This is a genomic window from Massilia sp. LMS1-1-1.1 (assembly GCF_040815535.1).
Taxonomy (GTDB): Bacteria; Pseudomonadota; Gammaproteobacteria; order Burkholderiales; family Burkholderiaceae_D; genus Janthinobacterium; species Janthinobacterium aestuarii.
The window spans coordinates 912,872-936,561 of record NZ_JBFPNG010000012.1 but is presented as its reverse complement, the minus strand read 5'-3'; the positions used below and the strand labels follow the sequence as shown (position 1 = coordinate 936,561).

The 23,690-nt window shown below is 60.8% G+C and carries 29 protein-coding genes and 1 pseudogene; 15 read left to right on the top strand and 15 right to left on the bottom strand.

Going from position 1 to position 23,690, the window contains the following annotated elements; genetic code table 11:
- Nucleotides 1-2: 2 nt before the first annotated feature.
- The 3 genes and pseudogenes from MRBLMS1_RS14265 to MRBLMS1_RS14255 all read left to right on the top strand — a co-directional run bounded on the left by MRBLMS1_RS14265 (nt 3) and on the right by MRBLMS1_RS14255 (nt 1,901).
- A complete protein-coding gene (locus MRBLMS1_RS14265) occupies nt 3-416 on the top strand; it encodes a recombination protein NinB (protein ID WP_485879859.1) in 414 nt (137 codons plus the stop codon).
- Nucleotides 417-425: 9 nt separating this feature from the next.
- A pseudogene (locus MRBLMS1_RS14260) lies at nt 426-1,349 on the top strand (recombination-associated protein RdgC); the annotation flags it as partial.
- 135 nt (nt 1,350-1,484) lie between these two features.
- The gene (locus MRBLMS1_RS14255) at nt 1,485-1,901 is read left to right on the top strand and encodes a DNA translocase FtsK (protein ID WP_485880093.1); all 417 of its coding nucleotides are present in this window, start codon (nt 1,485-1,487) and stop codon (nt 1,899-1,901) included.
- 11 nt (nt 1,902-1,912) lie between these two features.
- On the opposite strand, the gene MRBLMS1_RS14250 is transcribed toward MRBLMS1_RS14255, so the two are convergent.
- A complete protein-coding gene (locus tag MRBLMS1_RS14250; protein ID WP_485879857.1) occupies nt 1,913-2,473 on the bottom strand; it encodes a hypothetical protein in 561 nt (186 codons plus the stop codon).
- Between the two features lie 38 nt (nt 2,474-2,511).
- Between MRBLMS1_RS14250 and MRBLMS1_RS14245 the strand changes: the two genes are divergently transcribed.
- The 10 genes from MRBLMS1_RS14245 to MRBLMS1_RS14200 all read left to right on the top strand — a co-directional run bounded on the left by MRBLMS1_RS14245 (nt 2,512) and on the right by MRBLMS1_RS14200 (nt 9,392).
- Nucleotides 2,512-3,243, top strand: a complete 732-nt coding sequence (locus MRBLMS1_RS14245) for a hypothetical protein (protein ID WP_485879855.1) — start codon at nt 2,512-2,514, stop codon at nt 3,241-3,243.
- Nucleotides 3,240-3,674, top strand: a complete 435-nt coding sequence (locus MRBLMS1_RS14240; protein WP_485879853.1) for a hypothetical protein — start codon at nt 3,240-3,242, stop codon at nt 3,672-3,674. The genes MRBLMS1_RS14245 and MRBLMS1_RS14240 overlap by 4 nt, the downstream gene beginning before the upstream one ends.
- A complete protein-coding gene (locus MRBLMS1_RS14235) occupies nt 3,671-4,042 on the top strand; it encodes a hypothetical protein (RefSeq protein ID WP_485879851.1) in 372 nt (123 codons plus the stop codon). The genes MRBLMS1_RS14240 and MRBLMS1_RS14235 overlap by 4 nt, the downstream gene beginning before the upstream one ends.
- Nucleotides 4,039-5,793, top strand: coding sequence for a DEAD/DEAH box helicase (locus MRBLMS1_RS14230; protein ID WP_485879849.1), 1,755 nt, complete (start codon nt 4,039-4,041; stop codon nt 5,791-5,793). The genes MRBLMS1_RS14235 and MRBLMS1_RS14230 overlap by 4 nt, the downstream gene beginning before the upstream one ends.
- A 112-nt stretch (nt 5,794-5,905) precedes the next feature.
- Nucleotides 5,906-6,139: a hypothetical protein gene (locus tag MRBLMS1_RS14225; protein WP_485467012.1), complete on the top strand. Its 234-nt coding sequence runs from the start codon at nt 5,906-5,908 to the stop codon at nt 6,137-6,139.
- Nucleotides 6,139-7,155 (top strand): hypothetical protein, encoded by a 1,017-nt coding sequence (locus tag MRBLMS1_RS14220; RefSeq protein WP_485879847.1) that lies wholly within the window; start codon nt 6,139-6,141, stop codon nt 7,153-7,155. The genes MRBLMS1_RS14225 and MRBLMS1_RS14220 overlap by 1 nt, the downstream gene beginning before the upstream one ends.
- Nucleotides 7,152-7,487 (top strand): hypothetical protein, encoded by a 336-nt coding sequence (locus MRBLMS1_RS14215; RefSeq protein ID WP_485879845.1) that lies wholly within the window; start codon nt 7,152-7,154, stop codon nt 7,485-7,487. The genes MRBLMS1_RS14220 and MRBLMS1_RS14215 overlap by 4 nt, the downstream gene beginning before the upstream one ends.
- Before the next feature lie 5 nt (nt 7,488-7,492).
- The gene (locus MRBLMS1_RS14210) at nt 7,493-8,602 is read left to right on the top strand and encodes an Arm DNA-binding domain-containing protein (RefSeq protein WP_485879843.1); all 1,110 of its coding nucleotides are present in this window, start codon (nt 7,493-7,495) and stop codon (nt 8,600-8,602) included.
- 193 nt (nt 8,603-8,795) lie between these two features.
- Nucleotides 8,796-9,086 carry a type II toxin-antitoxin system RelE/ParE family toxin gene (locus MRBLMS1_RS14205; RefSeq protein ID WP_485879841.1) on the top strand — a complete coding sequence of 97 codons (291 nt, stop codon included), beginning with the start codon at nt 8,796-8,798 and terminating at the stop codon, nt 9,084-9,086.
- Nucleotides 9,087-9,095: 9 nt separating this feature from the next.
- On the top strand, nt 9,096-9,392 hold the full coding sequence (locus tag MRBLMS1_RS14200; RefSeq protein ID WP_072453990.1) for an addiction module antidote protein: 297 nt from the start codon (nt 9,096-9,098) through the stop codon (nt 9,390-9,392).
- Here MRBLMS1_RS14200 and MRBLMS1_RS14195 read toward each other — a convergent pair.
- Both MRBLMS1_RS14195 and MRBLMS1_RS14190 read right to left on the bottom strand, forming a co-directional pair.
- Nucleotides 9,389-9,685: an RnfH family protein gene (locus MRBLMS1_RS14195; protein ID WP_436481055.1), complete on the bottom strand. Its 297-nt coding sequence runs from the start codon at nt 9,683-9,685 to the stop codon at nt 9,389-9,391. The two genes, MRBLMS1_RS14200 and MRBLMS1_RS14195, sit on opposite strands and share 4 nt — an antisense overlap.
- Nucleotides 9,678-10,109 carry a type II toxin-antitoxin system RatA family toxin gene (locus tag MRBLMS1_RS14190; protein WP_034752216.1) on the bottom strand — a complete coding sequence of 144 codons (432 nt, stop codon included), beginning with the start codon at nt 10,107-10,109 and terminating at the stop codon, nt 9,678-9,680. Before MRBLMS1_RS14190 ends, MRBLMS1_RS14195 begins: the two co-directional genes overlap by 8 nt.
- 93 nt (nt 10,110-10,202) lie before the next feature.
- Here MRBLMS1_RS14190 and smpB point away from each other — a divergent pair, with 93 nt between their 5' ends.
- Nucleotides 10,203-10,652: an SsrA-binding protein SmpB gene (smpB, locus tag MRBLMS1_RS14185; protein WP_034752217.1), complete on the top strand. Its 450-nt coding sequence runs from the start codon at nt 10,203-10,205 to the stop codon at nt 10,650-10,652.
- 306 nt (nt 10,653-10,958) lie between these two features.
- Here the strand turns inward: smpB and MRBLMS1_RS14180 are convergent, their stop codons facing one another.
- The 5 genes from MRBLMS1_RS14180 to ppsA all read right to left on the bottom strand — a co-directional run bounded on the left by MRBLMS1_RS14180 (nt 10,959) and on the right by ppsA (nt 16,442).
- Nucleotides 10,959-11,267, bottom strand: coding sequence for an H-NS histone family protein (locus tag MRBLMS1_RS14180; protein ID WP_035818192.1), 309 nt, complete (start codon nt 11,265-11,267; stop codon nt 10,959-10,961).
- Between the two features lie 546 nt (nt 11,268-11,813).
- Nucleotides 11,814-12,758 carry an SPFH domain-containing protein gene (locus tag MRBLMS1_RS14175; RefSeq protein WP_034752220.1) on the bottom strand — a complete coding sequence of 315 codons (945 nt, stop codon included), beginning with the start codon at nt 12,756-12,758 and terminating at the stop codon, nt 11,814-11,816.
- 15 nt (nt 12,759-12,773) lie between these two features.
- Nucleotides 12,774-13,190 (bottom strand): NfeD family protein, encoded by a 417-nt coding sequence (locus tag MRBLMS1_RS14170; protein WP_034752222.1) that lies wholly within the window; start codon nt 13,188-13,190, stop codon nt 12,774-12,776.
- A gap of 176 nt (nt 13,191-13,366) precedes the next feature.
- Nucleotides 13,367-13,864 carry a Dps family protein gene (locus tag MRBLMS1_RS14165; protein WP_046684974.1) on the bottom strand — a complete coding sequence of 166 codons (498 nt, stop codon included), beginning with the start codon at nt 13,862-13,864 and terminating at the stop codon, nt 13,367-13,369.
- Nucleotides 13,865-14,009: 145 nt separating this feature from the next.
- On the bottom strand, nt 14,010-16,442 hold the full coding sequence (gene ppsA / locus MRBLMS1_RS14160; RefSeq protein WP_034752367.1) for a phosphoenolpyruvate synthase: 2,433 nt from the start codon (nt 16,440-16,442) through the stop codon (nt 14,010-14,012).
- Nucleotides 16,443-16,594: 152 nt separating this feature from the next.
- Between ppsA and ppsR the strand changes: the two genes are divergently transcribed.
- Nucleotides 16,595-17,443 (top strand): posphoenolpyruvate synthetase regulatory kinase/phosphorylase PpsR, encoded by an 849-nt coding sequence (ppsR, locus tag MRBLMS1_RS14155; RefSeq protein ID WP_072453992.1) that lies wholly within the window; start codon nt 16,595-16,597, stop codon nt 17,441-17,443.
- Nucleotides 17,444-17,477: 34 nt separating this feature from the next.
- Here the strand turns inward: ppsR and MRBLMS1_RS14150 are convergent, their stop codons facing one another.
- From MRBLMS1_RS14150 to lpxD, 7 genes are read right to left on the bottom strand one after another with little or no spacing between them, the layout of a single operon-like run.
- Complete coding sequence (locus MRBLMS1_RS14150; RefSeq protein ID WP_485879835.1) at nt 17,478-18,680, bottom strand: aminotransferase class V-fold PLP-dependent enzyme; 1,203 nt, start codon at nt 18,678-18,680, stop codon at nt 17,478-17,480.
- Between the two features lie 11 nt (nt 18,681-18,691).
- Entirely contained in the window at nt 18,692-19,477 is a 786-nt protein-coding gene (locus MRBLMS1_RS14145; protein ID WP_139092756.1) for a TrmH family RNA methyltransferase, read from the bottom strand.
- On the bottom strand, nt 19,474-20,112 hold the full coding sequence (gene rnhB / locus MRBLMS1_RS14140) for a ribonuclease HII (RefSeq protein WP_139092755.1): 639 nt from the start codon (nt 20,110-20,112) through the stop codon (nt 19,474-19,476). The genes MRBLMS1_RS14145 and rnhB overlap by 4 nt, the downstream gene beginning before the upstream one ends.
- A gap of 37 nt (nt 20,113-20,149) precedes the next feature.
- Complete coding sequence (lpxB, locus tag MRBLMS1_RS14135; protein ID WP_485879833.1) at nt 20,150-21,325, bottom strand: lipid-A-disaccharide synthase; 1,176 nt, start codon at nt 21,323-21,325, stop codon at nt 20,150-20,152.
- On the bottom strand, nt 21,309-22,100 hold the full coding sequence (lpxA, locus tag MRBLMS1_RS14130) for an acyl-ACP--UDP-N-acetylglucosamine O-acyltransferase (protein ID WP_485879831.1): 792 nt from the start codon (nt 22,098-22,100) through the stop codon (nt 21,309-21,311). Before lpxA ends, lpxB begins: the two co-directional genes overlap by 17 nt.
- Nucleotide 22,101: 1 nt before the next feature.
- The gene (fabZ, locus tag MRBLMS1_RS14125; protein ID WP_034752234.1) at nt 22,102-22,596 is read right to left on the bottom strand and encodes a 3-hydroxyacyl-ACP dehydratase FabZ; all 495 of its coding nucleotides are present in this window, start codon (nt 22,594-22,596) and stop codon (nt 22,102-22,104) included.
- Nucleotides 22,593-23,648, bottom strand: a complete 1,056-nt coding sequence (lpxD, locus tag MRBLMS1_RS14120) for a UDP-3-O-(3-hydroxymyristoyl)glucosamine N-acyltransferase (RefSeq protein WP_485879829.1) — start codon at nt 23,646-23,648, stop codon at nt 22,593-22,595. The genes fabZ and lpxD overlap by 4 nt, the downstream gene beginning before the upstream one ends.
- Between the last annotated feature and the right edge of the window lie 42 nt (nt 23,649-23,690).

Below are 23,690 nucleotides of genomic sequence, written 5' to 3'. Positions count from 1 at the left end.
CCATGACGAAGCAAACCTACTTCCTCGTACACGACGAGGCGCGGCGCCGGGCGGTTGAATTCGCCAAGACCGCGCCGCCCGGCTGGATGGTGGTGTTTTCCGAGCCGAAGAAGAAGCGCGCCCAGGAAGAAAAGTACCACGCGATGATCGGCGAGATCGCCAAGCAGGTCGAGCACATCGGGCGCAAGTGGGATGCCGACGATATGAAGCGCCTGCTCGTGGACGAGTTTGCCGACGAAATGCGCGTGGCCGGCACGCCGCTGCACCACGACGGGCGCGTGACGCCCAGCTTCGACGGGCGCCGCATCGTACAGCTGGGCGTCCAGACCAGCGACTTCTACGTGAAGGAGGCCGCGCAGTTCATTGAGTTCCTCTACGCTTTTGGCGCCGCGCGCGGTGTCGTTTTTTCAGAATAAGGAATCGCCATGTTTTTCAAGAACCTCCAGATTTACCGCTTGCCTGCGCCGTGGGCAATGACAGCCGCCGCGCTCGAGCAGGCGCTGGCGCAGCAGCAGTTCACGCCCACCACCAGCATGGACCTGGTGCGCCAGGGCTGGGCCTCACCACGCGGCGCCGGCCAGCCGCTGGTGCACGCCATCGCCGGCCAGTTCCTGCTGCAGCTGAAAACCGAGAAGAAGCTGCTGCCGTCGACCGTGGTCAACCAGGTGGCCGCCGCCCGCGCGCTGGAAATGGAAGAAGCCCAGGGCTTCGCGCCCGGCAAGAAGGCCATGAAGGAATTGAAGGAGCGCGTCACCGACGAGCTGCTGCCGCGCGCGTTCGCCATCCTCAGCACCACGGCCATCTGGATCGACTCGGTAAATGGCTGGCTGGTGGTGGACGCGGCCAGCCCGGCCAAGGCCGATGAAGTGATCAAGCTGCTGCTGAAATCCGTCGACAAGTTGCCGCTGGAAAGCCTGCGCGTGCAGCGTTCGCCGGTCGGCGCCATGACTGAATGGCTGCAGACGGACGAATCCCCTGCCGGCTTCACGGTCGACCAGGACGCGATCATGCGCGCCACGGGCGAGAGCAAGGCCCAGGTGGCGTACAAGCGCCACACCCTAGAAGCGGACGATATTCGCCGCCACATCGCCGCCGGCAAGCAGTGCACCCGCCTGGCAATGACCTGGAGCGACAAGATCAGCTTCGTGCTGGACGAGAGCCTGGCCGTCAAATCGGTGAAGCCGCTGGATGTAATCGCGGAACGGGAATCAGGCACGAAAAACAATGAAGAGCGCTTCGACAGCGATTTCGCCCTGATGGCCGGCGAACTGTCCAAGATGATGGCCGACCTGGTCGAGGCGCTGGGCGGTGAAGTGGAGGACCTGGCGCCGGCGGCGCACCCGGCTGCTGCCGCCCAGCAGAAGGTCGAGCGAGCCGTGAACTTGACTGCCGATCTTTACAAGCTGCGCGCCCGTTATCGCGATGTGCTCAACGAGCTGTATGACAGCACCGTGCAGCCGGCCGTTGCCCGCGTGCGCGAACACATGGCGGAAACCGCCGAGGGCGCGATTAAGTCGGCGCTGACGCTGGCCAAGGAGCTGCCTGGCGGCTCTCAATCCGCCGACCTGCTGCTGGTAGCCGCCGTTGAGATCATGGAACCAAGCCCACGGCCAACCAAGGGCCACGAGCCCGTGCGCGAGCAGCGCGTGATGCTGAAGCTGAACGGCGAAGCGGCAGGCGCCGTGCCGCCCGGTGACGGCAGCGCGAGCGATCCGCTGTACAACCAGGCTGTCGATGTGGTGCGCACAAACCAGCGCGCGTCGATCTCGCTGGTGCAGCGCCACCTGCACATCGGCTACAACCGGGCGGCCCGGCTGATCGAGTCGATGGGGACCGCCGGCGTGGTCAAGGGCACGCAAGGCGTCTATACGGTGGCGGCCGTGACCGGAGTGGCAGCATGAGCATATCAATCTTACAGGCGCTCCAGCGCGGCTCGGTGCTGTCTGTACAGCGCCGGCGCAAACTCAAGCAACGCGCTTCCAATTTGCTCCGTAGTCCTCGAACAATCGTCGGTAAGTTTACTAATCCGAACACGATTTCTCAGGTAAAAGCCGTCACCGGGAGCCGGTGCTGGATGAAACAACGCACTCATCTCCTTAGCGATGCGCCGCAAATGGAGCAGCTGCGAAACGCAGCGCCGAGAAGCAATGCGGTCCATTGGCAGTTGATCGAGCATCGCGGACATGGCAGAAAATTCGGCAGAGATATCGGGGTAAATGGTTGGATTTCCCACGGAATCAACCTGATAGCCGGAAAGAAGCATTATGCGATGAATTTCGTTCGCAAGATATTTGAGCGAGAGCAGCGTGGATGCCTCATCCGCGTCCCTTCTTTTGGCGTCAGCACGGAAAGTCAGGCGCCATTGCACGTAGATTGCAGCCAAAGCAACAACTACTGCAATCAAAGTTGCGACACTTCCGAACCAACTAGCGAGTCCGGAATGATTATCGAGCCAGCAGAGCCAATCAACCATTGCAGAACCCTTGTGAAGTTTCGAGGAAGAATCTTAGCATGAGCACACGTAAAGAAAATATCTCCTACAGCGCTGAGACGCACATGAGAGATCACCCTATCATTTTCACGGGGCCGATGGTACGCGCGCTGCTCGACGGCAGCAAGACGCAGACACGCCGCGTCATGAAGCCGCAGCCGCAAATGGTCACCAACAAGCATATCGAGCCGTGGCAAGGCGATCCAGCCGCTCTCCTCTCCCTGCTGGCGGACTCGGGCCGTAAATGCCCGCACGGCCAGCCTGGCGATCGTATTTGGGTACGGGAAACATTCTTCGCCTACGGCCGCTGGGTGACGCGCTACAGCCAGAAGAAGGGCCGCGACGAATGGCACTTCTTGGACATGACGGCCAAATGTGATCGCGCGTACCAGTACGACGCCGATTCACCGGACGTGCCGCTGGAAACCAGGCGCGGCGGCGCACTGCCCGGCTGGTTCAAGCGTCCCGCTATTTTCATGCCTCGCGCGGCCTGCCGGATGCTGTTGGAGATCGTGTCCGTGCGCGTCGAGCGCCTGCAGAACATCAGCGATGCCGACATCGTGGCCGAGGGCATCGATATGGAAGCGCTGGCCGAATCGCAGGATCGCTACGACATCGTTTGCAAAGGGTCTGGCGCCAGCGGTCGCGCAACCGAGCGCTCGGCCTGGCGCGATCTGTGGGAATCGACCGGCGGCGACTGGGATAGCAATCCTTGGCTGTGGGTGATCGAGTTCAAACGGGTGACTCCATGAACCCGCGCATCTACAAGAAGCAGGCAAAGCGCGCGGTCCAGCTGCTACACAGCCATGGCGACACGACGAAGTACACGCCATCGAGCGATCCTGGCGTCACCGATGAAGCGTTTCCGTGGAAGCGCGGCAAGTGGCTGCGTCGTCATCGCCCCGCCGAATACGGCTTGTGGCAACGCATCGGCGCGATTCCAGAGGTTTCTTGGCAAGACTTCGATGGCGAATGGGATGGGCATGATTCCCGCACAGGCTGGGAGCGCCATTACGATCACGCCCGTTTGCCAGCAGATTACTGGGAAGGGCCGGAATGGGAGTGCGGCGGCAAGCCGTGGCCGCGCATGACCACCAGCCAGCGCATGGGGATGTGGCGGTACAGCCAGATCGCAACTGGTTGGCGGTGGCGCGGCGGCCGTGCTGTGCGGGAGGCGACATGAGCGCAATGATCCTGCGCAGCGTGGCGGAAACGCTACCGCGCTTCGCCTATCGGTTTGCGAACGAAGTGGTCCTCCACGAGGGCATGGCGCAGGTACTCACCGAAGCCGGAATCGAGTTCCAGCGCGAGGTGGTGGCCGGGCCGAAGGATCGCTTCGACTTCCTTGTCGCGCCAGGCATCGTCATCGAGGCCAAGATTAAAGGTTCGCTGTCGCAGGCACTGACGCAAATCGCCCGATACGCCGCCCGGCCCGACGTTACAGCCGTGGTGCTGGTAACAACCAGGTTCTGGGGCAATGCAGGTGTCAAGGTCGACCAACTGCACGGCAAGCCAGTGCGCATTATCAAACTGACAGGAGCATCGTTTTGACTTCGACATACGGAACCATCAACTACACCGAGCGTTTCTGGCTGATCCAAGGCGAGCCGTTCGTGCGGGCGCGGCTCAAACGCGTTTTCCCGCGCGTGCCCCAGCACGCCGCCAAGCACATCTGCATTTCGGTGACGCCTGAGAATACGCGCGAGCTGGCCTGGTTTATCGACCGGTACCCGATGGACGTCGACCGCCGCGACATCATGGACCGGCTGGCCGATCAGCATCGGGATAGCGAGACGCGCCTGGCCGACCTGATGGCCGGTCATGTGGTGCCCTTCGAGATCAATCTCGCCAAGCCAGCGCGTGAGTACCAGGCCTTCGCGGCGCAGATGCTTGAACTGAAAGGTGGCTTCTTGCTGGCCGACGACCTGGGTCTGGGCAAAACGGTCTCAGCGATCTGCGGCATGGTGCGCGCAGAGAACCTGCCCGTGGTGGTGGTCTGCCCGGCGCACTTGCCGCGCCAGTGGCGCGCCATGATCAAAGAGTTCGCGCCCGACCTGACCGTGCACATTCTCAAGAAAGGCTCGCCATACGACCTGATGCCGCGCTCGCGCTCAAAACAGATTGAACTGATTCCACCGCGCCTGCCGGACGTGATCATCACCTCGTATCACAAGCTGCGCGGCTGGGCCGAGACTTTGCACGGCGTGGCGAAATACGTGGTCTACGACGAATGCCAGGCGCTGCGCAGCCCCGGCACAGCAATCTACCAGGCAGCCGCACACCTTGGCGCCGGCGCCGCGCGACGCATGGGCCTGAGCGCCACGCCGATCTACAACTATGGCCACGAGTTTTATCACGTGCTGAACGTGGTGGCGCCCGAGGCGCTGGGCGAGTACGACGAATTCGTGCGCGAGTGGTGCTCGACCGAAGTGGACGGCAAGGCCAGGCTGGCCAACGCGAAGGAATTCGGCGCCTACCTCCGGCGCGAAGGCATCATGCTGCGCCGCACGCGCGCCGACGTCGGCCGGGAACTGCCCGACCTGTCGAAGATCGTGCACGAAGTGGATGCCGACGAGAAGGCGCTCGACGCCCTGCACAGCGATGCGATCTCGCTGGCCAAGATCGTCTTGCGCCATAACGAGCAGTTCCGCGGTGAAAAGATGCAGGCCGCCGGCGAATTCGACGCGCTGATGCGCCAGGCCACGGGCATCGCCAAGGCGCCGTACGTCGCCGAATTCGTCAAACTGCTGCTCGACAGTGGCGAGCCAATCGTGCTGTTTGGCTGGCACCGCGCGGTCTACAGCATTTGGATGGAAGCGCTGGCTGCCTTTAATCCCGTGCTGTACACGGGCAGCGAGTCTGCAAACCAAAAAGACGAGGCAGTCAGCGCGTTCCTAACCGGCAAGGCCCAGGTGCTGATCATGTCGCTGCGCTCGGGCGCCGGTGTTGACGGTCTCCAGGGCTACTGCAACACCGTCGTGTTCGGTGAACTGGACTGGTCACCTGGTGTGCATGAGCAATGTATCGGGCGCGTGCACCGTGATGGCCAGGATGCGCCCTGCTCTGCCTACTTCCTCGTGTCGGACAGCGGCGCCGACCCGATCATGGCCGAAGTGCTGGGCGTGAAGCGGGAGCAGATCGAATCGGTGCGCAATCCAGACTCGGCGCTTGCCGAACGGATCAACACGGGCGAGAACAACATTCAGCGGCTGGCGCGGGAATTTCTGGCGCGGCGAGGTGAGGCATTGACGCCAGTGGATACGGTAGCGGCGCTTCCAGGTACTCCGGGAGCTGCACCATGAACGACAACGACGAAGTCCCGAACAGCGAACGCAGCGCATGCGCCGCGCGTGTGGCGGTGGCCCTGATCCTGATTTACGTGATCGCCAGCGTGACCGGCGCTTGGTGGGCGACATGAGCGCCCGCACGCCGGCGCCGGCTGAATCGCCACGCGAGCTGGCCGACCAGCACGACCTGCGCCTGCACCGCGCAAAGCAGCTGGCCAGGCCGGTGGGCTACCAAGGCCTCAACTGCTTTATTGCTGGCTTCTGCTGGCACAAGGGCGATGCCGACATGACCGTGTACATCGAGGGCCTGGCCGAACCGGTCGCGCCCGCCGAATTAACCATATTGGAGCAACCACAATGATGACTAACGAGCAACACATACCCGTTGCCAGCGCAGCGCCCGATGAAGCGTTCCAGACGCGCGTGCAGCCCTGGATGATGGCGTGCTTCGGTGCTGAAATTTCGGCCGATGGCGTCGAGCGCAATCACCGCTTCCTGGAAGAATCGCTGGAACTGGTGCAGGCGTGCGGCTGCACGGCCAGCGAGGCACATCAGTTGGTCGACTACGTTTTCGGCCGCCCGGTCGGCGAGCGCGCACCGGAAGTCGGCGGTGTCATGGTCACACTGGCGGCGCTGTGCTTGGCCCGGGGCCTGGACATGCAAACCGCCGGCGAGACGGAGCGGGCCAGGATCTGGACGAAGGTCGAGGCGATCCGCGCCAAGCAAGCAGCCAAGCCGAAGCACTCGCCGCTGCCGGTTGCTGGGCCCCAGCCAATCATCGGGCGGCTGATGGATCAGATCTCGGCGCTGCCTGTCCTGTGGGGCCTGAATGAGCCGGGCGCGCTGCTGCGCAACAGCGACGTGTTCCGCGTACTGGTCGCTGCTGGCCGCGAGCAAGCCGCCCTCTCTGCCGCCCCTGCGCCGCAGCCTGCCCCCAAGGATACGTGCGCCGAAATGCGCGCCCTGTGCAGTGCCTGCGGCGGCACGGGCGACGTGCACCGTGCTGATGGCGAGTGGATGGGGGAATGCAGTTGCGTGCATGCCCAGCGGCAACGCCAAGAGCTGCAAGCCCTGGGCGCACACCAATCGCCATGCGCGAGCAGCTGCGAAGCGCCGGCATTCCAGAGCCTGGTGCGGGAGCGCGACGCGCGCATTGCAGAGCTGGAGGCCCAACTCGAACGCCGCCGCGCCCCGCTCTCCCCTGAGACACAGCAGGCCATCGCCGCCGCGCGCGCCGCTGGCCAGACGATAGCCTCGACGCCTAGCGGCTTGATCTTCATGAACGATGGCGCCGAGCTGGGCACCGGCGAACTGGATTGCCCGGCGTGCGGCGGCAGCGGGCATGCTGGCGACGTAGCGCCCGGGAGCGTGCCATGAACATGAGCGAGCACGACATGGTGGCCAAGCTGGTCGAGACCATCGAGCGCAATGCGCGCGCGGCAGCCGCCAAGGCAGAGGCCGAGCGCCAGCCTCTTGCTTGGGTAAAGCTCGAGCGCTACGTCGAAATATCAGGCGATTCCGTCGATTCCGTGCAGGCCCGCCGTAAGGCAGGCAAATGGCTCGACGGCAATCAATGCAAAATTGTGGATGGCCGGCTGTGGATCAACCTGCCGGCAGTAGAAGAATGGGTAGCAAAATGGGAACAAACAAGTCCAGCCCGCCAGGCGTCGAACTCCGGTCGGGCGTCCAAAGCGAATCAATCCGCATAAAATTTATGTACCGGGGCACCGAGTGCAGGGAAACGCTGAAGCTCGCGCACAGCAAGGCAAACATCAAATACGCCGAGCGGCTGCGCGGCGAGATCCTTAACGCCATTGCGCTGGGCAATTTCAGCTATGCCAAGTACTTCCCCGAATCGATGCAGTTGAAAAAGTTCGGATTGCAACCCCGGGGCAAGAACATAACCGTTGGCGACTTGCTTATTCAGCAATTCGAAATTTATGAGCGTATCCTCGCGCCAAGCACTTTGAAAAGCTACAAGCGCGTATATGAAAAAGTTCTGTTGGGGCAATGGGGGGATACCTTACTTTCTGCACTTACTCCTGCGGCACTACGCACCTGGATCGTTGATCTCTCGCTCAAGGCTACTTCCGTTCGCCAGGTTCTAATCCCCTTACGAGGCGCTCTGGAGCTTGCAATAAACGATGATCTAATTGATAGCAACCCGCTTGACCGAGTCAAACTGCACAAAACACTGGACCGCGACGCTTACAGGAATGAATACGAGGTAGACCCATTTTCTGCGCAAGAGATCGGGGCGATCCTCGGAGCTGCCCAAGGCCAAGCCAGAAATGTCTTTCAGTTTGCCTTTTACACGGGTATGCGCCCAAGCGAATACATTGCCCTACGCTGGGATTCAATCGATTGGACTGCCTTCAAGGCGAAGGTTGAACGGTCTCGCGTGATGGGCATTTCCCGCGAGGAACTGAAGACCCGCGCTGGCCGACGCCTTGTGGAGCTCCGTCGCGGCGCCGTTGAGGCGCTGGTTGCGCAGAAACAACATAGTTTCCTTGCTGGTGGTTTGGTGTTTCAGGATCCGGCCACAGGCGAAGGCTGGGACAATACGCAGCGCTTGAGCCTGTTTTGGGCGCAGATGATCAAAAAGGGAAAAGTGCGGTACCGGAATCCGTATCAAACACGCCATACCTTCGCGTCGACATTACTTTCGACAGGGGTCAATCCGATGTATGTGGCAAAGCAGATGGGGCACACAGATACGACGATGATCACCCGAACCTATGGGCGCTGGCTGGAGCAGGAAGGCGGAGTGTTGCCTGATCCATACCTCAAAATGACCGATGACCGGAAAGCAGGCGCGGCTTGATTTTCGCCCACGTTTCGCCCACAAAAACAAGCGCGGGCCTGCAACCCGCATAAATCCTAGCTCCTCGCTGTACGAAGCAAGTTATACGGAAATTCTTGGTTCTTGTCCTAAACCTTTACAAAAGTCACGATAACTTTGCTTGAATTTGATTTATTTGCTTGCCTTTATGTATCCCAAATAATACACTCGATATATGAAAAGCGTCCTGACCACTGCGACCTTTGACAACTGGTTCAGCAATCTGACGGACAGACGCGCCTTTTTTCGCATCCAGGCGCGCATCGACCGTGCCGAAGATGGCAACTTTGGCGATTGCAAGCCTGTCGGACATGGCGTGCTGGAAATGCGTATCGATTACGGCCCAGGATACCGCGTCTATTTCACGCAGCGCGGCATGGAAATCGTCATCCTCCTGGCGGGCGGAAATAAATCCACACAGGCGAAAGATATCAAGATCGCGCTGCGACTGGCGCAAGAACTCTAAGAGATTGCCATGACACAGAAACTCAGCAAATGGGATAGCGCGCAGCATTTGAAGACGGAAGAAGATATGCTCGCCTACTTTGAAGCCTGCCTTGAAGAGGCTGGCGACGACGCATCGTTTATCGCCAAGGCGCTTGGCAATATCGCCAAGGCACGCGGCATGACGCAATTGGCCAAGGATACTGGCCTGGGTAGAGAAAGCCTTTACAAGGCGCTGTCCGGCGAAGGTAATCCCAGCTTTGCCACGATCCTGAAGGTGACACGCGCGCTGGGCTTGCAGCTGCGCGCAGATGCGCTCGGCAACTAAGCCTTGGCAGGCTTGCCGCCAGCCCTGCGCCGGCGCGCCTCTTTCGGGTCCGCCTGCAAGGGGCGGTACACTTCCACGCGGTCATGTTCGCGCAATACCGTATCGAGCGGCTTCTTCTTGCCGTAGATGCCCACCATATTGACGGCAAGGTCGATGCCGGGGATGGCCTGCAGCAAGCCGCTCTGCGCCACCGCCTGTTCGATGGTGGTGCCTGCAGGCACCGTCAAGGCGCGCAGGAAGCTGCTATCCGGCAAGGCATGGCAGACTTGCACGTGAATGCTGGCCTCAGCCATACACGGTCTCCGCGCGCTTGCAGAAGGAGTCGACCATGCTGTTGGCGATCATGCCAAAGACGGGGCCGATGATCTGTTCCAGTACGCGGCTGGAAAACTCGTAATGCAGGTCCAGTTCGATCTTGCAGGCGTCTTCGCGCAGGGCCTTGAAGGTCCACACGCCATCGAGGGTCTTGAAAGGACCGTCCACCAGCTTCATCTTGATGGATGACGGCGGCACGTTCTCGTTGGACGTGGTGAAGCTTTGGCGCACGCCGTGGTAATGTATGCCCACGCTGGCGACAACCGTGTTCTCGCCCCGCTCGCGAATCTCGACCGCACCGCACCAGGGCAGGAATTTGGGATAATCCTCCACCGCCGCCACCAGCGCGAACATTTGTTCGGCGCTATAGCCGAGAAAAACTGATTTATGTACTACTGCCATTGAAGAACCATTTGCTATGATGTTGGATACATTTGATTTTATCGCGCTTGCGCGAGACAGTAGTTTAACCGACCCGCGCACATTTACCATCTCATGACCATAGCAGACAACAGAAAAGCCTTCCACGACTACTTTATCGAGGATCGCTACGAAGCGGGCATCGTGCTGGAAGGCTGGGAAGTTAAAGCCATCCGCGACGCCCGCGTACAAATCAAGGAAGCCTACGTCGTCGTCCGTGGCGATGAACTCTTCCTGTTCGGCGCGCATATCAGCGCCCTGCCGACCGCCTCTACCCATATCCATCCGGAAGCCGTACGCACGCGCAAGCTGCTGCTGCACCGCACGGAAATGGATAAACTGATCGGCAAGGTGGAACGCTCCGGCTACACCCTGGTCCCGCTCAACCTGCATTACAAGGGCGGCCGCGTGAAATGCGAAATCGGCCTGGCCAAAGGCAAGAAGCAGCACGACAAACGGGCTGCGGAACGCGACCGCGATGGCGCGCGCGAAGTGCAAGCGGCAATGAAATCGCACCGCCGCTGATCCGGCACTGCGCGCAGCGTGCTGCGCCAATACCAACAAGCCCGGCTATATGCCGGGTTTTATTTTGCCGATTGCCTGCGGCAAATGAAAAGCATGGCGCGACGGGATGCAAACAGGAGAAGGAAAGAGATACGGCGGAAATAAGACTGGTATGGGCGAAAATACCGGGAAGATAAGTGATGCGAATCCGCTTTGCCTGTCTGGCCAAAGACGATAAATCAGGAAAGTTCCGGATGCTTGCATGCTGCCTTGTACTACACCTGTACTACTCCACAGGACAAGCATCCGAATGAATGGCGTATTACATTACACCTTCAGCAGATCACGCGACTTGCCCGCATCGGTCCACTCTTTGACCCATTTCGGTTGACGGCCACGGCCAGTCCATTGCTGCGTCGCATCATCAGGATTGCGATAGCGTACTGCGACCGTGCCGGTTTTAGCGCGGATACCCGTGCCAACCAGATCTTTGACGGAAACGCCAACGCTTTGGGCAATTGCCAGGATTTGCTCGCGCGCTTTGGACAGATCGTCCTGTTCGCGTTTCTTCATTTGCTTCTTGATGTCGTCCTGCAAGGTACGCAGTTCGGACAGGGATAAGCTGGACAGATCCATGATATTTCCTTGTGTGAGTTGAAAAATATAACTGAACAGTTAAATTCTATCCAATTGTAACGCGACTGAGGTGATTTTTCTGAAGATTTGATTGTTTTTTACAATTCTTTTACTCCAAGCCCCACTTCCCCGGCTTTCAAGCGATGCAAGTCTTCAATCAAGGGGGCGGACATCGCACATGGGCCGTCTGCGCAAGTAGCCCTGCTTTGTGCGGCAACGATTCAATACAACGTCATCGGCCGCATTTATTTTGCAATACTTTTTGTTTCATTGCAATTTATAGTAATTAAAAATAGCAATTCAAAATATACACAGGGCCAATACTATCGCCTATCACGCATCACCTCCAAGCGCCGCGCGAGAGCACATAATCCCGAAAGTGCGCATAGCATAGCATGAAGAAAATATTTTCAGCGTTACACACTCAGCCACAGATACTCCCCACTCCGCTGCTGCCAGATAATCAGGGCGACGCAAATGAAAACTGCCCGCTATACAGCGGGCAGTATTGACAAGCAACTTGCTATTGACCCGGTCAGCAGGCAATCAGGGAATAGCCACGCCGCCTTTCGGCTTCTGGGTTTTCACCACCTGCATCGCCGTGGCGATCAAACCGCTCATATCACCGAGATTGGCCGGCACGATAATCGAGTTATTCGTTTTCGCCAATTGCGCAAAGGCGCCCACATACTGCTCGGCTACTTTCAGATTGACGGCATCTTCGCCGCCCGGCTCGCGGATGGCGGCGCCCACCTGGCGCAGCGCCTCGGCGCTGGCCTGCGCCAGCGCGACGATGGCCGTGGCCTGGCCTTCGGCGCGGTTGATCGATGCCTGCTTTTCGCCTTCGGAGCGGGCGATGGCCGCTTCGCGCTCGCCGCTGGCGATATTGATCTGCTCCTGCTTGCGCCCTTCCGACGCGGCAATCAGCGCGCGCTTTTCGCGCTCGGCCGTAATCTGCGCCTGCATCGCATGCAAGATTTCCTTGGGCGGCGTCAAATCCTTGATTTCATAGCGCAATACCTTGACGCCCCAATTCGCCGCCGATTCATCGATGGCATTCACGATGGCCGTATTGATATGGTCGCGTTCTTCAAATGTCTTGTCGAGTTCCATTTTACCGATCACCGAGCGCAAGGTCGTTTGCGCCAGTTGCGTAATGGCGGCAATATAATTCGACGAACCATAGGAAGCCCGCATGGCATCGGTAATCTGGAAATACAGAATGCCATCGACCTGCAATTGCGTATTGTCGCGCGTAATGCACACCTGCGGCGGCACATCGAGTGGAATTTCCTTGAGCACATGCTTGTAAGCGATACGGTCAACAAAAGGCACGACAATATTCAGGCCAGGACCCAATACCGCATGGAACTTGCCCAGGCGTTCCACCACCCAGGCATGCTGCTGCGGCACGACATTGACCGTCTTGAAGACAAATACCAACGCCAGCAATAACAAGATCAGCGATACGCTTCCGATGCTTACTTCCATAATCTATTCTCCAGGTTATCCAACTATCAAACGGCTGCCACGCACGGCACGTATGGTGTAATGACCGGCCTGCGTATCGCTGCCGGGTATCAGTTCCACATCCCACAAGGCGCCGCGATACATGACGCGCGCCGCGCCATCAACCCAATGCGCGACCGCCACGCTTTGGCCGATATCGAGATTCACATTCGGATCCTGCGCCGCATCGCGCCGCGCCGCCTTGCCAAAACGGCTGCGCCGCAATAACAGCGTGGCCGCCACGCCGACAATCGCGGCCGTCAGGGCCTGCCAGCTGCCATTTCCGCCCGCCAGCGCCACCAATCCTCCGGCACTGACGCCGATGGCGATCATCAGCAAATAAAACGTGCCCGTAAACAGCTCTAGGATCAATACCGCGCCAGCCGCTACAAACCAGCCTACCCATTCAGCCATGATGCCTCCATCTTTGTGAATCCGAAAATAAAAAACCCCGCAGCCTATATAAGCGACGGGGTTTAATGCGCTGTACTGCCTGATATTATTCTTGCCAAACACCTATATACAAGCAGTCTAACGCAATTCCGGATGGCGTCAATAGCCACGGGGGAATTAGCACCGCCATAGGGGATTTATTCCTCGAGCAGGCTGCGCAGCATCCACGCCGTCTTCTCATGCAAATCAAGGCGCTGCGTAATCAGGTCGGCCGTCGGCTGGTCATTGGCTTTTTCCAGCAGCGGGAACAGGCGGCGCGCCGTGCGCGCGGTCGCTTCCTGTGCCGACACCAGATGGCTGACCATCTCCAGCGCCGGCGGCACGCCGTCGATTTCCTTGATCGAAGCGAGCTTGACGAATTCCTTGTAGGTGCCCGGCGCCGGATAGCCGAGGGCGCGGATGCGCTCGGCGATCAGGTCCAGCGCGGCCCACTGCTCCGTGTATTGCGTCATGAACATCAGGTGCAGGGTGTTGAACATCGGCCCCTTGACGTTCCAGTGAAAATTATGAGTCATCAGGTACAAGGTGTAGCTGTCGGCCAGCAGGCCGGACAGGCCTTCCGCAATCTTCGCGCGGTCCGCCTCGGAAATGCCGATGTCGATCTTTGCAACTTTGCTCGGTTTCTTGCTTGCCATGTGAACTCCCGTTTCAATGTATTGGTGGAATCATTTTAGCTGATCTGGCGCAAGCCCATCGGATACTGCCGTGCGCCGCATGGCAGGCGTAAAAAAACCCGCTGCCGGGTGAGCGGCAGCGGGTTTCAGACGGCGATAAAGATGCTTACGCTTTCAGCGCAGCGAGCTTTTGCCAGGTATCGATCACCGAGTCGGGATTCAGGGACATCGATTCGATGCCCTGCTCCATCAGCCAGACGGCGAAGTCAGGGTGGTCCGAAGGACCCTGGCCGCAAATGCCGATGTACTTGCCGCGTGCCAGGCAAGCCTTGATGGCCAGGGCCAGCAGGGCTTTCACGGCAGGGTCGCGCTCGTCGAAGTCGGCGGCCAGCAATTCCATGCCGGAATCGCGGTCCAGGCCCAGGGTCAGCTGGGTCAGGTCGTTCGAACCGATCGAGAAGCCATCGAAATGGTCGAGGAACTGGTCGGCCAGGATGGCGTTCGACGGTACTTCGCACATCATGATGACGCGCAAGTCGTTCTCGCCGCGCTTCAGGCCATTCTTTGCCAGCAGGTCGATGACTTTCTCGGCCTGGCCCAGGGTACGTACGAATGGCACCATGATTTCCACGTTCGTCAGGCCCATGTCGTTACGCACGCGCTTCATCGCTTCGCATTCCATGTTGAACGCTTCGGAGAAGTCGGCCGACAGGTAGCGCGCCGCGCCGCGGAAGCCCAGCATCGGGTTTTCCTCGTCCGGCTCGTAACGCGAACCGCCGATCAGCTTCTTGTACTCGTTCGACTTGAAGTCGGACAGGCGCACGATGACTTTTTTCGGCCAGAACGCGGCGGCGATGGTGGCGATGCCTTCGGCCAGCTTGTCGATGTAGAACGCCTTCGGCGAAGCGTGGCCGCGCGCCACCGATTCCACGGCCTTTTTCAGGTCGGCATCGATGTTCGGGTACTCGAGGATCGCGCGCGGATGCACACCAATATTGTTATTGATGATGAATTCCAGGCGCGCCAGGCCCACGCCGGCATTCGGCACGGACTGGAAGTCGAACGCCAGCTGCGGATTGCCCACGTTGAGCATGATCTTGGTGTCGAGCTTCGGCAATTCGCCGCGCGACACTTCCGACACTTCCGTTTCCAGCAAGCCATCGTAGATCTTGCCTTCGTCGCCTTCGGAGCACACGACGGTGACAAACGTGCCGTCTTTCAGCACGTCGGTCGCGTCGCCGCAGCCGACGACGGCCGGCACGCCAAGTTCACGGGCAATAATTGCAGCGTGGCAAGTACGACCGCCGCGGTTGGTGACGATGGCCGAAGCGCGCTTCATGACCGGTTCCCAGTTCGGGTCCGTCATGTCGGCAACGAGCACGTCGCCTGGCTGCACACGCTCCATGTCGGCCGGGTCGTGAATCACGCGCACGGGGCCGGCGCCGATCTTCTGGCCGATGGCGCGGCCGGACGTCAGCACGGTACCCGTGCTTTTCAGTTTGAAGCGCTCTTGCACGTCAGTCGCCTTTTGCTGCGACTTGACGGTCTCGGGACGCGCCTGCAGGATGTACAGCTTGCCGTCGCGGCCATCCTTGCCCCACTCGATGTCCATCGGACGGCCGTAGTGGTTTTCGATGATGACGGCGTACTTCGCCAGCTCCACCACTTCGCTGTCGTTCAGCGAGTAGCGGTTGCGCATTTCGACGGGCACATCGACGGTTTTCACGGAACGGCCAGCTTTCGCTTCGTTCGTGAATTCCATCTTCAGCAGCTTCGAGCCGATATTGCGGCGGATCACAGGCGACTTGCCTTTTTCCAGCATCGGCTTGTGCACATAGAATTCGTCGGGGTTGACGGCGCCCTGCACCACGGTTTCGCCCAGGCCATAGCTGGAGGTGACGAAGACCACGTCCTTGAAGCCCGATTCCGTATCGATGGTGAACATCACGCCAGCCGCGCCCAAGTCGGAACGCACCATGCGCTGCACGCCGGCCGACAAGGCCACTTCCGCGTGCGTAAAGCCTTTATGTACGCGGTACGAGATGGCGCGGTCGTTGTACAGCGACGCAAACACCTGTTTCATGGCCTCGAGCACATTGTCGATGCCGACCACGTTCAGGAAGGTTTCTTGCTGACCAGCAAAAGACGCGTCGGGCAAATCTTCCGCCGTGGCGGAGGAACGCACGGCAAACGACATTTCCGTGTCGGAATCGGCCACCAGCTTGGCGTAGAACTGGTCGATTTCGGCGGCCAGACGTGGCTGGAATGGCGTTTCCACGATCCATTGACGGATCTCGGCACCGGCTTGCGCCAGCGAGCGCACGTCATCGATGTTCAGCCCTTCGAGGCGCTGGGCGATGCGTTCGGCCAGCGGCAAGCCGCCATTGGCGCTATACGACAGGAAATCGCGGAATGCCTGCGCCGTGGTGGCAAAGCCACCGGGCACGCGCACGCCGGCTTCCGCCAGCTGGCTGATCATTTCGCCCAGGGAGGCGTTCTTGCCGCCGACGGATTCGACATCCGTCATGCGCAAATGCTCGAACGAGGCAACATACACCGCGTCCTTGTCTTCCTGCTGTTGCGATACTGCGTTGGTCATAATGACACCCTTACTGATGATAGAAATCTTTACGCGCGGCGCACAGACAGTCTTCTTGTTATTCTTGGCGTCGTGCAGCACAATCATACCGTTACAGCCATTTTACCTTGTGCGGCGCAAATTGACGACGCACAATCTTGATCCGAAAACCCATGACACAAGATCCACGCCCTCCTCTGCCCTCCGCGGCCCGCACCGTTTTCTTCGTTTCCGACGGCACCGGCATCACCGCCGAGACGTTCGGCCACTCGGTGCTCACGCAGTTCGATCTGCGCTTCCGCCAGATCCGCCTGCCCTTCATCGATACCATGGACAAGGCCTACGAGGCGGCGCGCAAGATCAACGAAGCTTTCGCCAGCGACGGCCAGCGCCCGATCATTTTCTCCACCCTGGTGAAGAACGACCTGTCGGCCGTGATCCGCAAGTCCAGCGGCATGCACATGGATCTGATTCAGACCTTTGTCGCCCCGCTGGAGCAGGAACTGGGCGTGATGTCGACCCATACCATCGGCCGCTCGCACAACATCGTCGACAGCGAGGAGTACAAGAACCGCATCGAGGCGATCAACTATTCGCTGGCGCACGACGACGGCCAGTCGCACAAGAACCTGTCCTCGGCCGATGTCATTCTGGTGGGTGTTTCGCGCTCTGGCAAGACCCCGACCAGCCTGTATCTGGCCATGCAATACGGCATCAAGGCGGCCAATTATCCGCTGATTCCCGACGATTTCGAGCGCGACAAGCTGCCATCGGCCTTGCTGGAATTTAAGAATAAAATTTTCGGATTGAGCATTACGCCCGAACGTTTGTCGGAAATACGCAACGAAAGACGCGCTGGCAGCAAGTATGCGGCCATCGAAAATTGCCGTTACGAGGTCAACGAGGCGGAAAAAATGATGAAACGCGAAGGTATCCGCTGGCTGTCGTCGACCACCAAGTCGATCGAGGAGATCTCCACGACCATTTTGCAAGAGATCAAGCCGAACCGCCGCGAGTACTAGTACACCTGGCCAAACCTGCTGCGCGCCGGTTTTGTCAGGTGCTCGTTTCTGTAGACAGCACCGTCAGCGCGGCCACCAGCTGATCGAGTTCACTGGTGGTCGACGTGATGGCCACCGTGGCGCGCACGACATCGGTATCGCCGATATTGCGCTGCACGGTAAAGACGCCGAAGCGCTGCAGCAAGGCTTGCTGCAACTCGCGCGCGCTCATGCCGTCGACGGCAAAGGCGACCAGCGCCGTGCCGCGCCTCGCATCGAGCGGCGACAGAATATGCACGCCGGGCAGTTGCGCGGCGCGGCTGACCCAGTAATCGCGTAGCCAGGCCAGGCGTTCGTTCTTGGCCGGCGTGCCGCCCAGGCGCGCATGGAAATCCAACGCGGCAGGCGCGGCCAGGATGGCGGCGATCGGCGGCATGCCCATGTGCAGGCGGCTGCGGATATCGTCCAGCGGATAATCGTCGTCGCCACAATGCGGCTCGATCTTGTGCAGCTGCGATGCGCGGATATACACGACACCGAGTCCCGCCGGCGCCCCCAGCCATTTGTGCAGATTGAAACCGGCGAAATCGGCGCCCATGGCCTGCACGTCCACGTCGACCTGCCCCAGCGCATGGGCGCTGTCGAGCAGCACGTCGATGCCGTGTTCGCGCGCCAGCGTCATAATTTCCTTGAGCGGCAGTTGCTGGCCATTGGCCGGCGCCACCTGCGACAGCAGCAGCAACTTGGGCTTGACGGCCTGGCGCATGGCTTGCGCGTAACGGGCGACTATCTCGTCATCGCTGACGGGCAAACTCAGTGTGACTTGCGTGCTGGTGACGCCACGACGCTGCGCCAGCCAGCGCATGGCCGTGCGCATGGCCGGATAATCGAGATTACTCCATAGAACTGTATCGCCGGGCGCCAGGCCGTGGTATTGCGTGATCAGGACCTGCATGGACTCGGTGCCGCTACGGGTCAGCAGGATCTCGTGCGGCTGCGCGCCGATCAGCGCGGCGACGCGCTGGCGCAGGATATCCACATGCGTGCGCGTGAACTCGCCGCGCACGAAAGGACTCAGTTGCTCGTTGGTGTAGCGCACGGCCTGCTCGAACGCCGCTTGCACGGGCGCGGCCATGGCACCGAAATAGCCATGTTCGAGATTGACGATGGCGTCCGGCGGCGCGGGATAAAACGCGGCCACCTGGCGCCACCAGGCCTCGTCACGTGCGGCACCATCGGCAAGCGGAGGAAAAGACATGGCTACCCTGTTCAGGACCGGCCCTGACGCAGCTGCTCGAAGAAGCAGACGGCGGCGCAGGCGGCCACGTTCAGCGATTCAATCTGGCCCAGGTGGGGAATGACCACCTGGTGCGTCGCCATCGACAGCAGGTCATCGGCCACGCCCTGCCCTTCATGGCCGAACAGCCAGGCGACGGGCTGGCGCAGGTCGACGTCGTACAGCTGCTTCGTGGCGTAGCCGCTGGTGGCCAGGGTCGCCACCTTGGCGCCCGCAACCAGCGCGGCCAGATCGACGTTTTCAAAGATGTCGAGCACGAAGTGCGCGCCCATGGCCGCGCGCAGCACCTTCGGCGACCAGCAGAAGGCCGTGCCGGCGCTGCAGTAGACCTGCGTGATGCCGGCGGCGGCCGCGCTGCGCAAAATCGACCCCACGTTGCCCGGGTCTTGCAGGTTATCGAGCAGCACGGCCGACACGCTCAGCGGTTGCGTAACGGCCCGTTCCGGCGTCTCGATGAGGAACATCACGCCCACGCCATGTTCGACCTGGCTCACGGCGTTGTACAGCGCGTCGGGCAAACCCAGTACATGCGCGCGCTGGCTTTCCAGCTGGCCGACGATCTCCGCCACTTCCGGGTTCTGCAAGGCGCTTTCGCTGACGATGCACTGCTCCGGCATGCCGCGCAGCTGCAGATACGACTGGCACAGGTGCACGCCGTCGAGCAAGGTGCGGCCCGACTTGCGGCGCGCCTGCGAACTGCCCGCCAGCTTCAGCAAATCCTTGTATTGCGCATTGTCGCGCGAAGTGATCGTCTTCATGCCGCCACCTCCTGTCCGCCAAACAGGGCGATCACATTGCGCACGGGTGCGAACGAGCGGCGGTGCACGGGCGAGGCGCCGTGCAGGTGCAGGCGCTCCAGGTGCAATTTGGTGCCATAACCCTTGTGCTGATCGAAGCAGTATTCGGGATAGGCCGCATGCAGGTGCACGAGGGCCGCGTCGCGCGCCGTCTTGGCCAGGATGGAGGCGGCGGAAATCGAATCGACCTTGTCGTCGCCACCGACGATGGCCATGCCGCGTATCGGCATCACGGGGCAGCGGTTGCCGTCGATCAGGGCCAGGGTCGGCACGGTCGCCAGGGCCTCGACGGCGCGGCGCATGGCCAGCATCGACGCCTGCAAGATGTTCAGGCGGTCGATCTCTTCTTCCGACGCTTCGGCGATGGCCCAGGCCAGGGCCTTGGCCTTGATCTGCGGTGCCAGCAGGTCGCGTTTCGCTTCGCTGAGTTTTTTCGAATCGCGCAAGCCGTCGATGGGCTGGTGCGGGTCGAGGATCACGGCGGCGGCGAACACGGGGCCGGCCAGCGGACCGCGGCCTGCCTCGTCGACGCCGCAGATGATTTCATCGAGCGAGAATGGCAAGTCGTCAAACAGGCCGGGATAGATATTTTTCACGTTGAATCTTTGGTAGGAACTGCGATTGAAACGGTGCTTACTTGCGGTGTGCGGCGATGACCTGCATGACGGCATTCGCACTTTCCTGCGCGCTGTCGCGCAGCAGGCTGTGATGCATGTCCGTGAAGCGCTGCACCAGGCGCAAACGGCCCGGCACGTCGCTCAGCTGCTGCCACATGGCCTCGGCCAGCGCTTCCGGGCTGGCCGCGTTTTGCAGCAGCTCGGGCACCAGGTAGTCGCGCGCCAGGATGTTGGGCAAACCGATCCACGGCTGGTAGCCCATGTGGCGCATGATTTCCCACGAGGCGCGCATCATCTTGTAGGCGATGACCATGGGCTTCTTGTACAGCGCCACTTCCAGCGATGCCGTGCCGGATGCCACCAGCACGGCATCGGCGGCGCAGATGGCCGTGTGCGAGCCGCCGTCCGTGAGCAGTATCTCGACGTCCTGCAAGCCCGCTTCCGCTATCAATTGCAGGAAGTACTGGCGCTGCTTTTCGCCGGCCATGGGCGCGACGAAACGCAAGGAGCGGTCGCGGGCCAGCAGCAATTTGCAGGCGGTCACGAAAGCCACCGTATTGTATTTGAGTTCGCCCATGCGGCTGCCCGGCATCAGGGTCACGACATTCGCGTCTTCCGGCAAGCCCAGGACACGCCGCGCGGCCGCTTCATCGGGCTGCAAGGGAATCATCTCGGCCAGCGGATGGCCGACGTAGGTGACGGGCACGCCCGCCTTGCGGTAGATCTCTTCCTCGAACGGGAAGATCACCAGCATGTGCGAGACGGCCTTGATGATTTTCTTGATGCGTCCACCGCGCCAGGCCCATATCTGCGGCCCGATGTAGTGCACGGTGGGGATGCCGCCTTCCTTGAGCTGCTGTTCCAGTCCCAGGTTAAAACCCGGATAGTCGGCGCCGATGAAGACGGCGGGACGCTCGGCCAGCAGTTGGTCGCGCAGCGCGTTCTGGATGCCCTTGATCTCGCGGTAGCGGGGAATGATCTCGAACAGGCCGCGCACGGTCAGCTTGTCGAGCGGCCAGTCGGAAACAAAACCCTGCCTGGCCATGTGCTCGCCGCCGATGCCGTGGAAGCGCGCGCCGGGCAGCTGCGGCACGAGGCCTGACAGCAGCCGGCTGGCCAGCAGGTCGCCCGACACCTCGCCAGCGACGATGGCGACCGACAGGCCGCTGGAATGGTCAGCGGACGATGCCACGCGACGCCACGCCAAGGAATTCCCGCATGGCGCGAATGTGTTCCGCCACCTCGGGCGCCGCTGCCGTCTCTTCTTCGAACAGAGCTGCCTTGGATTCTTCCAGGGTCAGTCCCGAGCGGTAGATGAGTTTATACGCGGTGCGGATACCGTTGATCTGCTCGCGCGTAAAGCCGCGGCGTTTCAAGCCTTCGATATTGACGCCATGCGCCTGCGCCGGATTGCCGTTCAACAGGACGAACGGTGGCACGTCCTGCGTCAGGCTGGTGCTCATGCCGACAAAGGCGTGCGCGCCGATCTTGCAGAACTGGTGCACATTGGCAAAGCCGCTCATGATGACCCAGTCGCCGATTTCCACGTGGCCCGCCAGCTGCGCGTTGTTCGAAAAGATAGTGTTGTTGCCCACCAGGCAGTCGTGCGCCAGGTGCACATACGCCGAGATCCAGTTGTCGTTGCCCAGGCGCGTGACGCCGCCGCCTTGCACGGTGCCCGTGTTGAAGGTGCAGAATTCGCGGATGGTGTTGCGGTCGCCGATTTCCAGGCGCGTCGCCTCGCCCGCCCATTTTTTATCCTGCGGCTGCGCGCCGATGGAGGAAAACTGGAACAGGTGGTTGTCGCTGCCGATCGTCGTGTGGCCATCGATGACCACGTGCGGGCCAACCTTGGTGCCAGCGCCGATGCGCACGTGCGGACCGATGATGGTGTACGGACCCACCTCGACCGAGCTGTCGAGCTCGGCCTTCGGATCGATGACTGCCGTGGAGTGGATGGCCGCCATGTTACTGCCCCGCTGGCTGGCTCGCAGACTGGCTGGCATCTTGCGCGCTGCGGATGGTGCACATCAGTTCCGCTTCCACCGCCAGCTTGCCGTCAACCGTACCGACGGCCTTGTATTTCCAGATGCCGCGCGAGACGCGCAGGATTTCCACATCCATCTTCAGCTGGTCGCCCGGTTCGACAGGACGCTTGAAGCGCGCATTGTCGATGCCGACGAAATACACGACCGAATTTTCGTCCGGTTTCACGCCCATCGACAGGAACGACAGCAGGGCCGCCGTCTGCGCCAGCGCTTCGATCATCAGCACGCCAGGCATGACCGGCTTGTGCGGGAAATGCCCCTGGAAGAACTCTTCGTTGACCGTCACGTTCTTGATGGCGGTGATGGTTTTATCCGCTTCCCAGTCCAGCACGCGGTCGACCAGCAGCAGCGGGTAGCGGTGCGGCAGCAGCGATTTGATGGCGAGGATGTCGAGGGTCTTTTTTTCAGTAGTCATTTTTCGTCTTGCGTGGTCAGTGTTTTAATTGTTTTTTCAAGCGCGCGGATTTTCTCGCGCATGCTTGACAGGTTGCGCACGATGGCGGCGCTCTTTTCCCAGTCGGCGTTCTTGGCCAGCGGATAGAAGCCCGTGTACTGGCCCGGCTCCGCGATCGAACGCGAGACCATGCTGCCCGAGCCCACGTGGACGCGGTCGGCGATGGTCAGGTGGCCCAGCACCATGGCGGCGCCGCCAAAGGTGCAGTACTTGCCGATGATGGCGCTGCCGGCCACGCCGACGCAGCCGGCCATGGCCGTGTGCGCGCCGATATGGCAGTTGTGGCCGATCTGGATCTGGTTATCGAGCTTGACGCCATCTTCAATGATGGTGTCGGCCAGTGCGCCACGGTCGATGGTGGTGTTGGCGCCGATATCGACATCGTCACCGATCACCACACTGCCCGTCTGCGGAATCTTGATATACACGCCGCCTTCGTTGGCGAAGCCGAATCCGTCGGTGCCGATCACGGCGCCCGAATGGATGATGCCGCGCTGGCCGATCACGCAGCGCGCGTGGAAAGTCACGTTGGCGAACAGCTGGGTGCCGGCACCGATGACGGCGTCGCGCCCCACCACGCAGCCGGCACCGATCACGCAGCCGGCGCCGATCACGGCGCCCGCTTCGATCACGGCGCGCGGCCCGACCGAGGCAGTGGCGTCGACCTGCGCGCTGGCATCGACGATGGCGCTGGCGTGGATACCCACGGGCGCCTTGATCTCGGCCAGGGCGGCGAAGTACTGCGCCGCGCGCGCGAAATACACATAGGGATTCGGTGTAACGATGCGTGCGCCGGCGTAGTCGCCGCCGATCAGCGCGTCGTCGGCCGGCGTGAGTATCAGCGCGGCAGCGCCGCTCTGGGCCGCCTGTGCGCGGAATTTGCTATTGCTGAGAAAGCTGATGTGCGAAGCGCCGGCGTCGGCCAGCGGCGCGATCCCTGAAACTTCCAGGTTCGGATCGCCCGTCAATTGCCCGCCGAAGCGTTCGACCAAGTCACCTAGTCGAGTGCCCATCGATATACCCTTATAAAAACGCCTGACTATGCCTACTGCGCG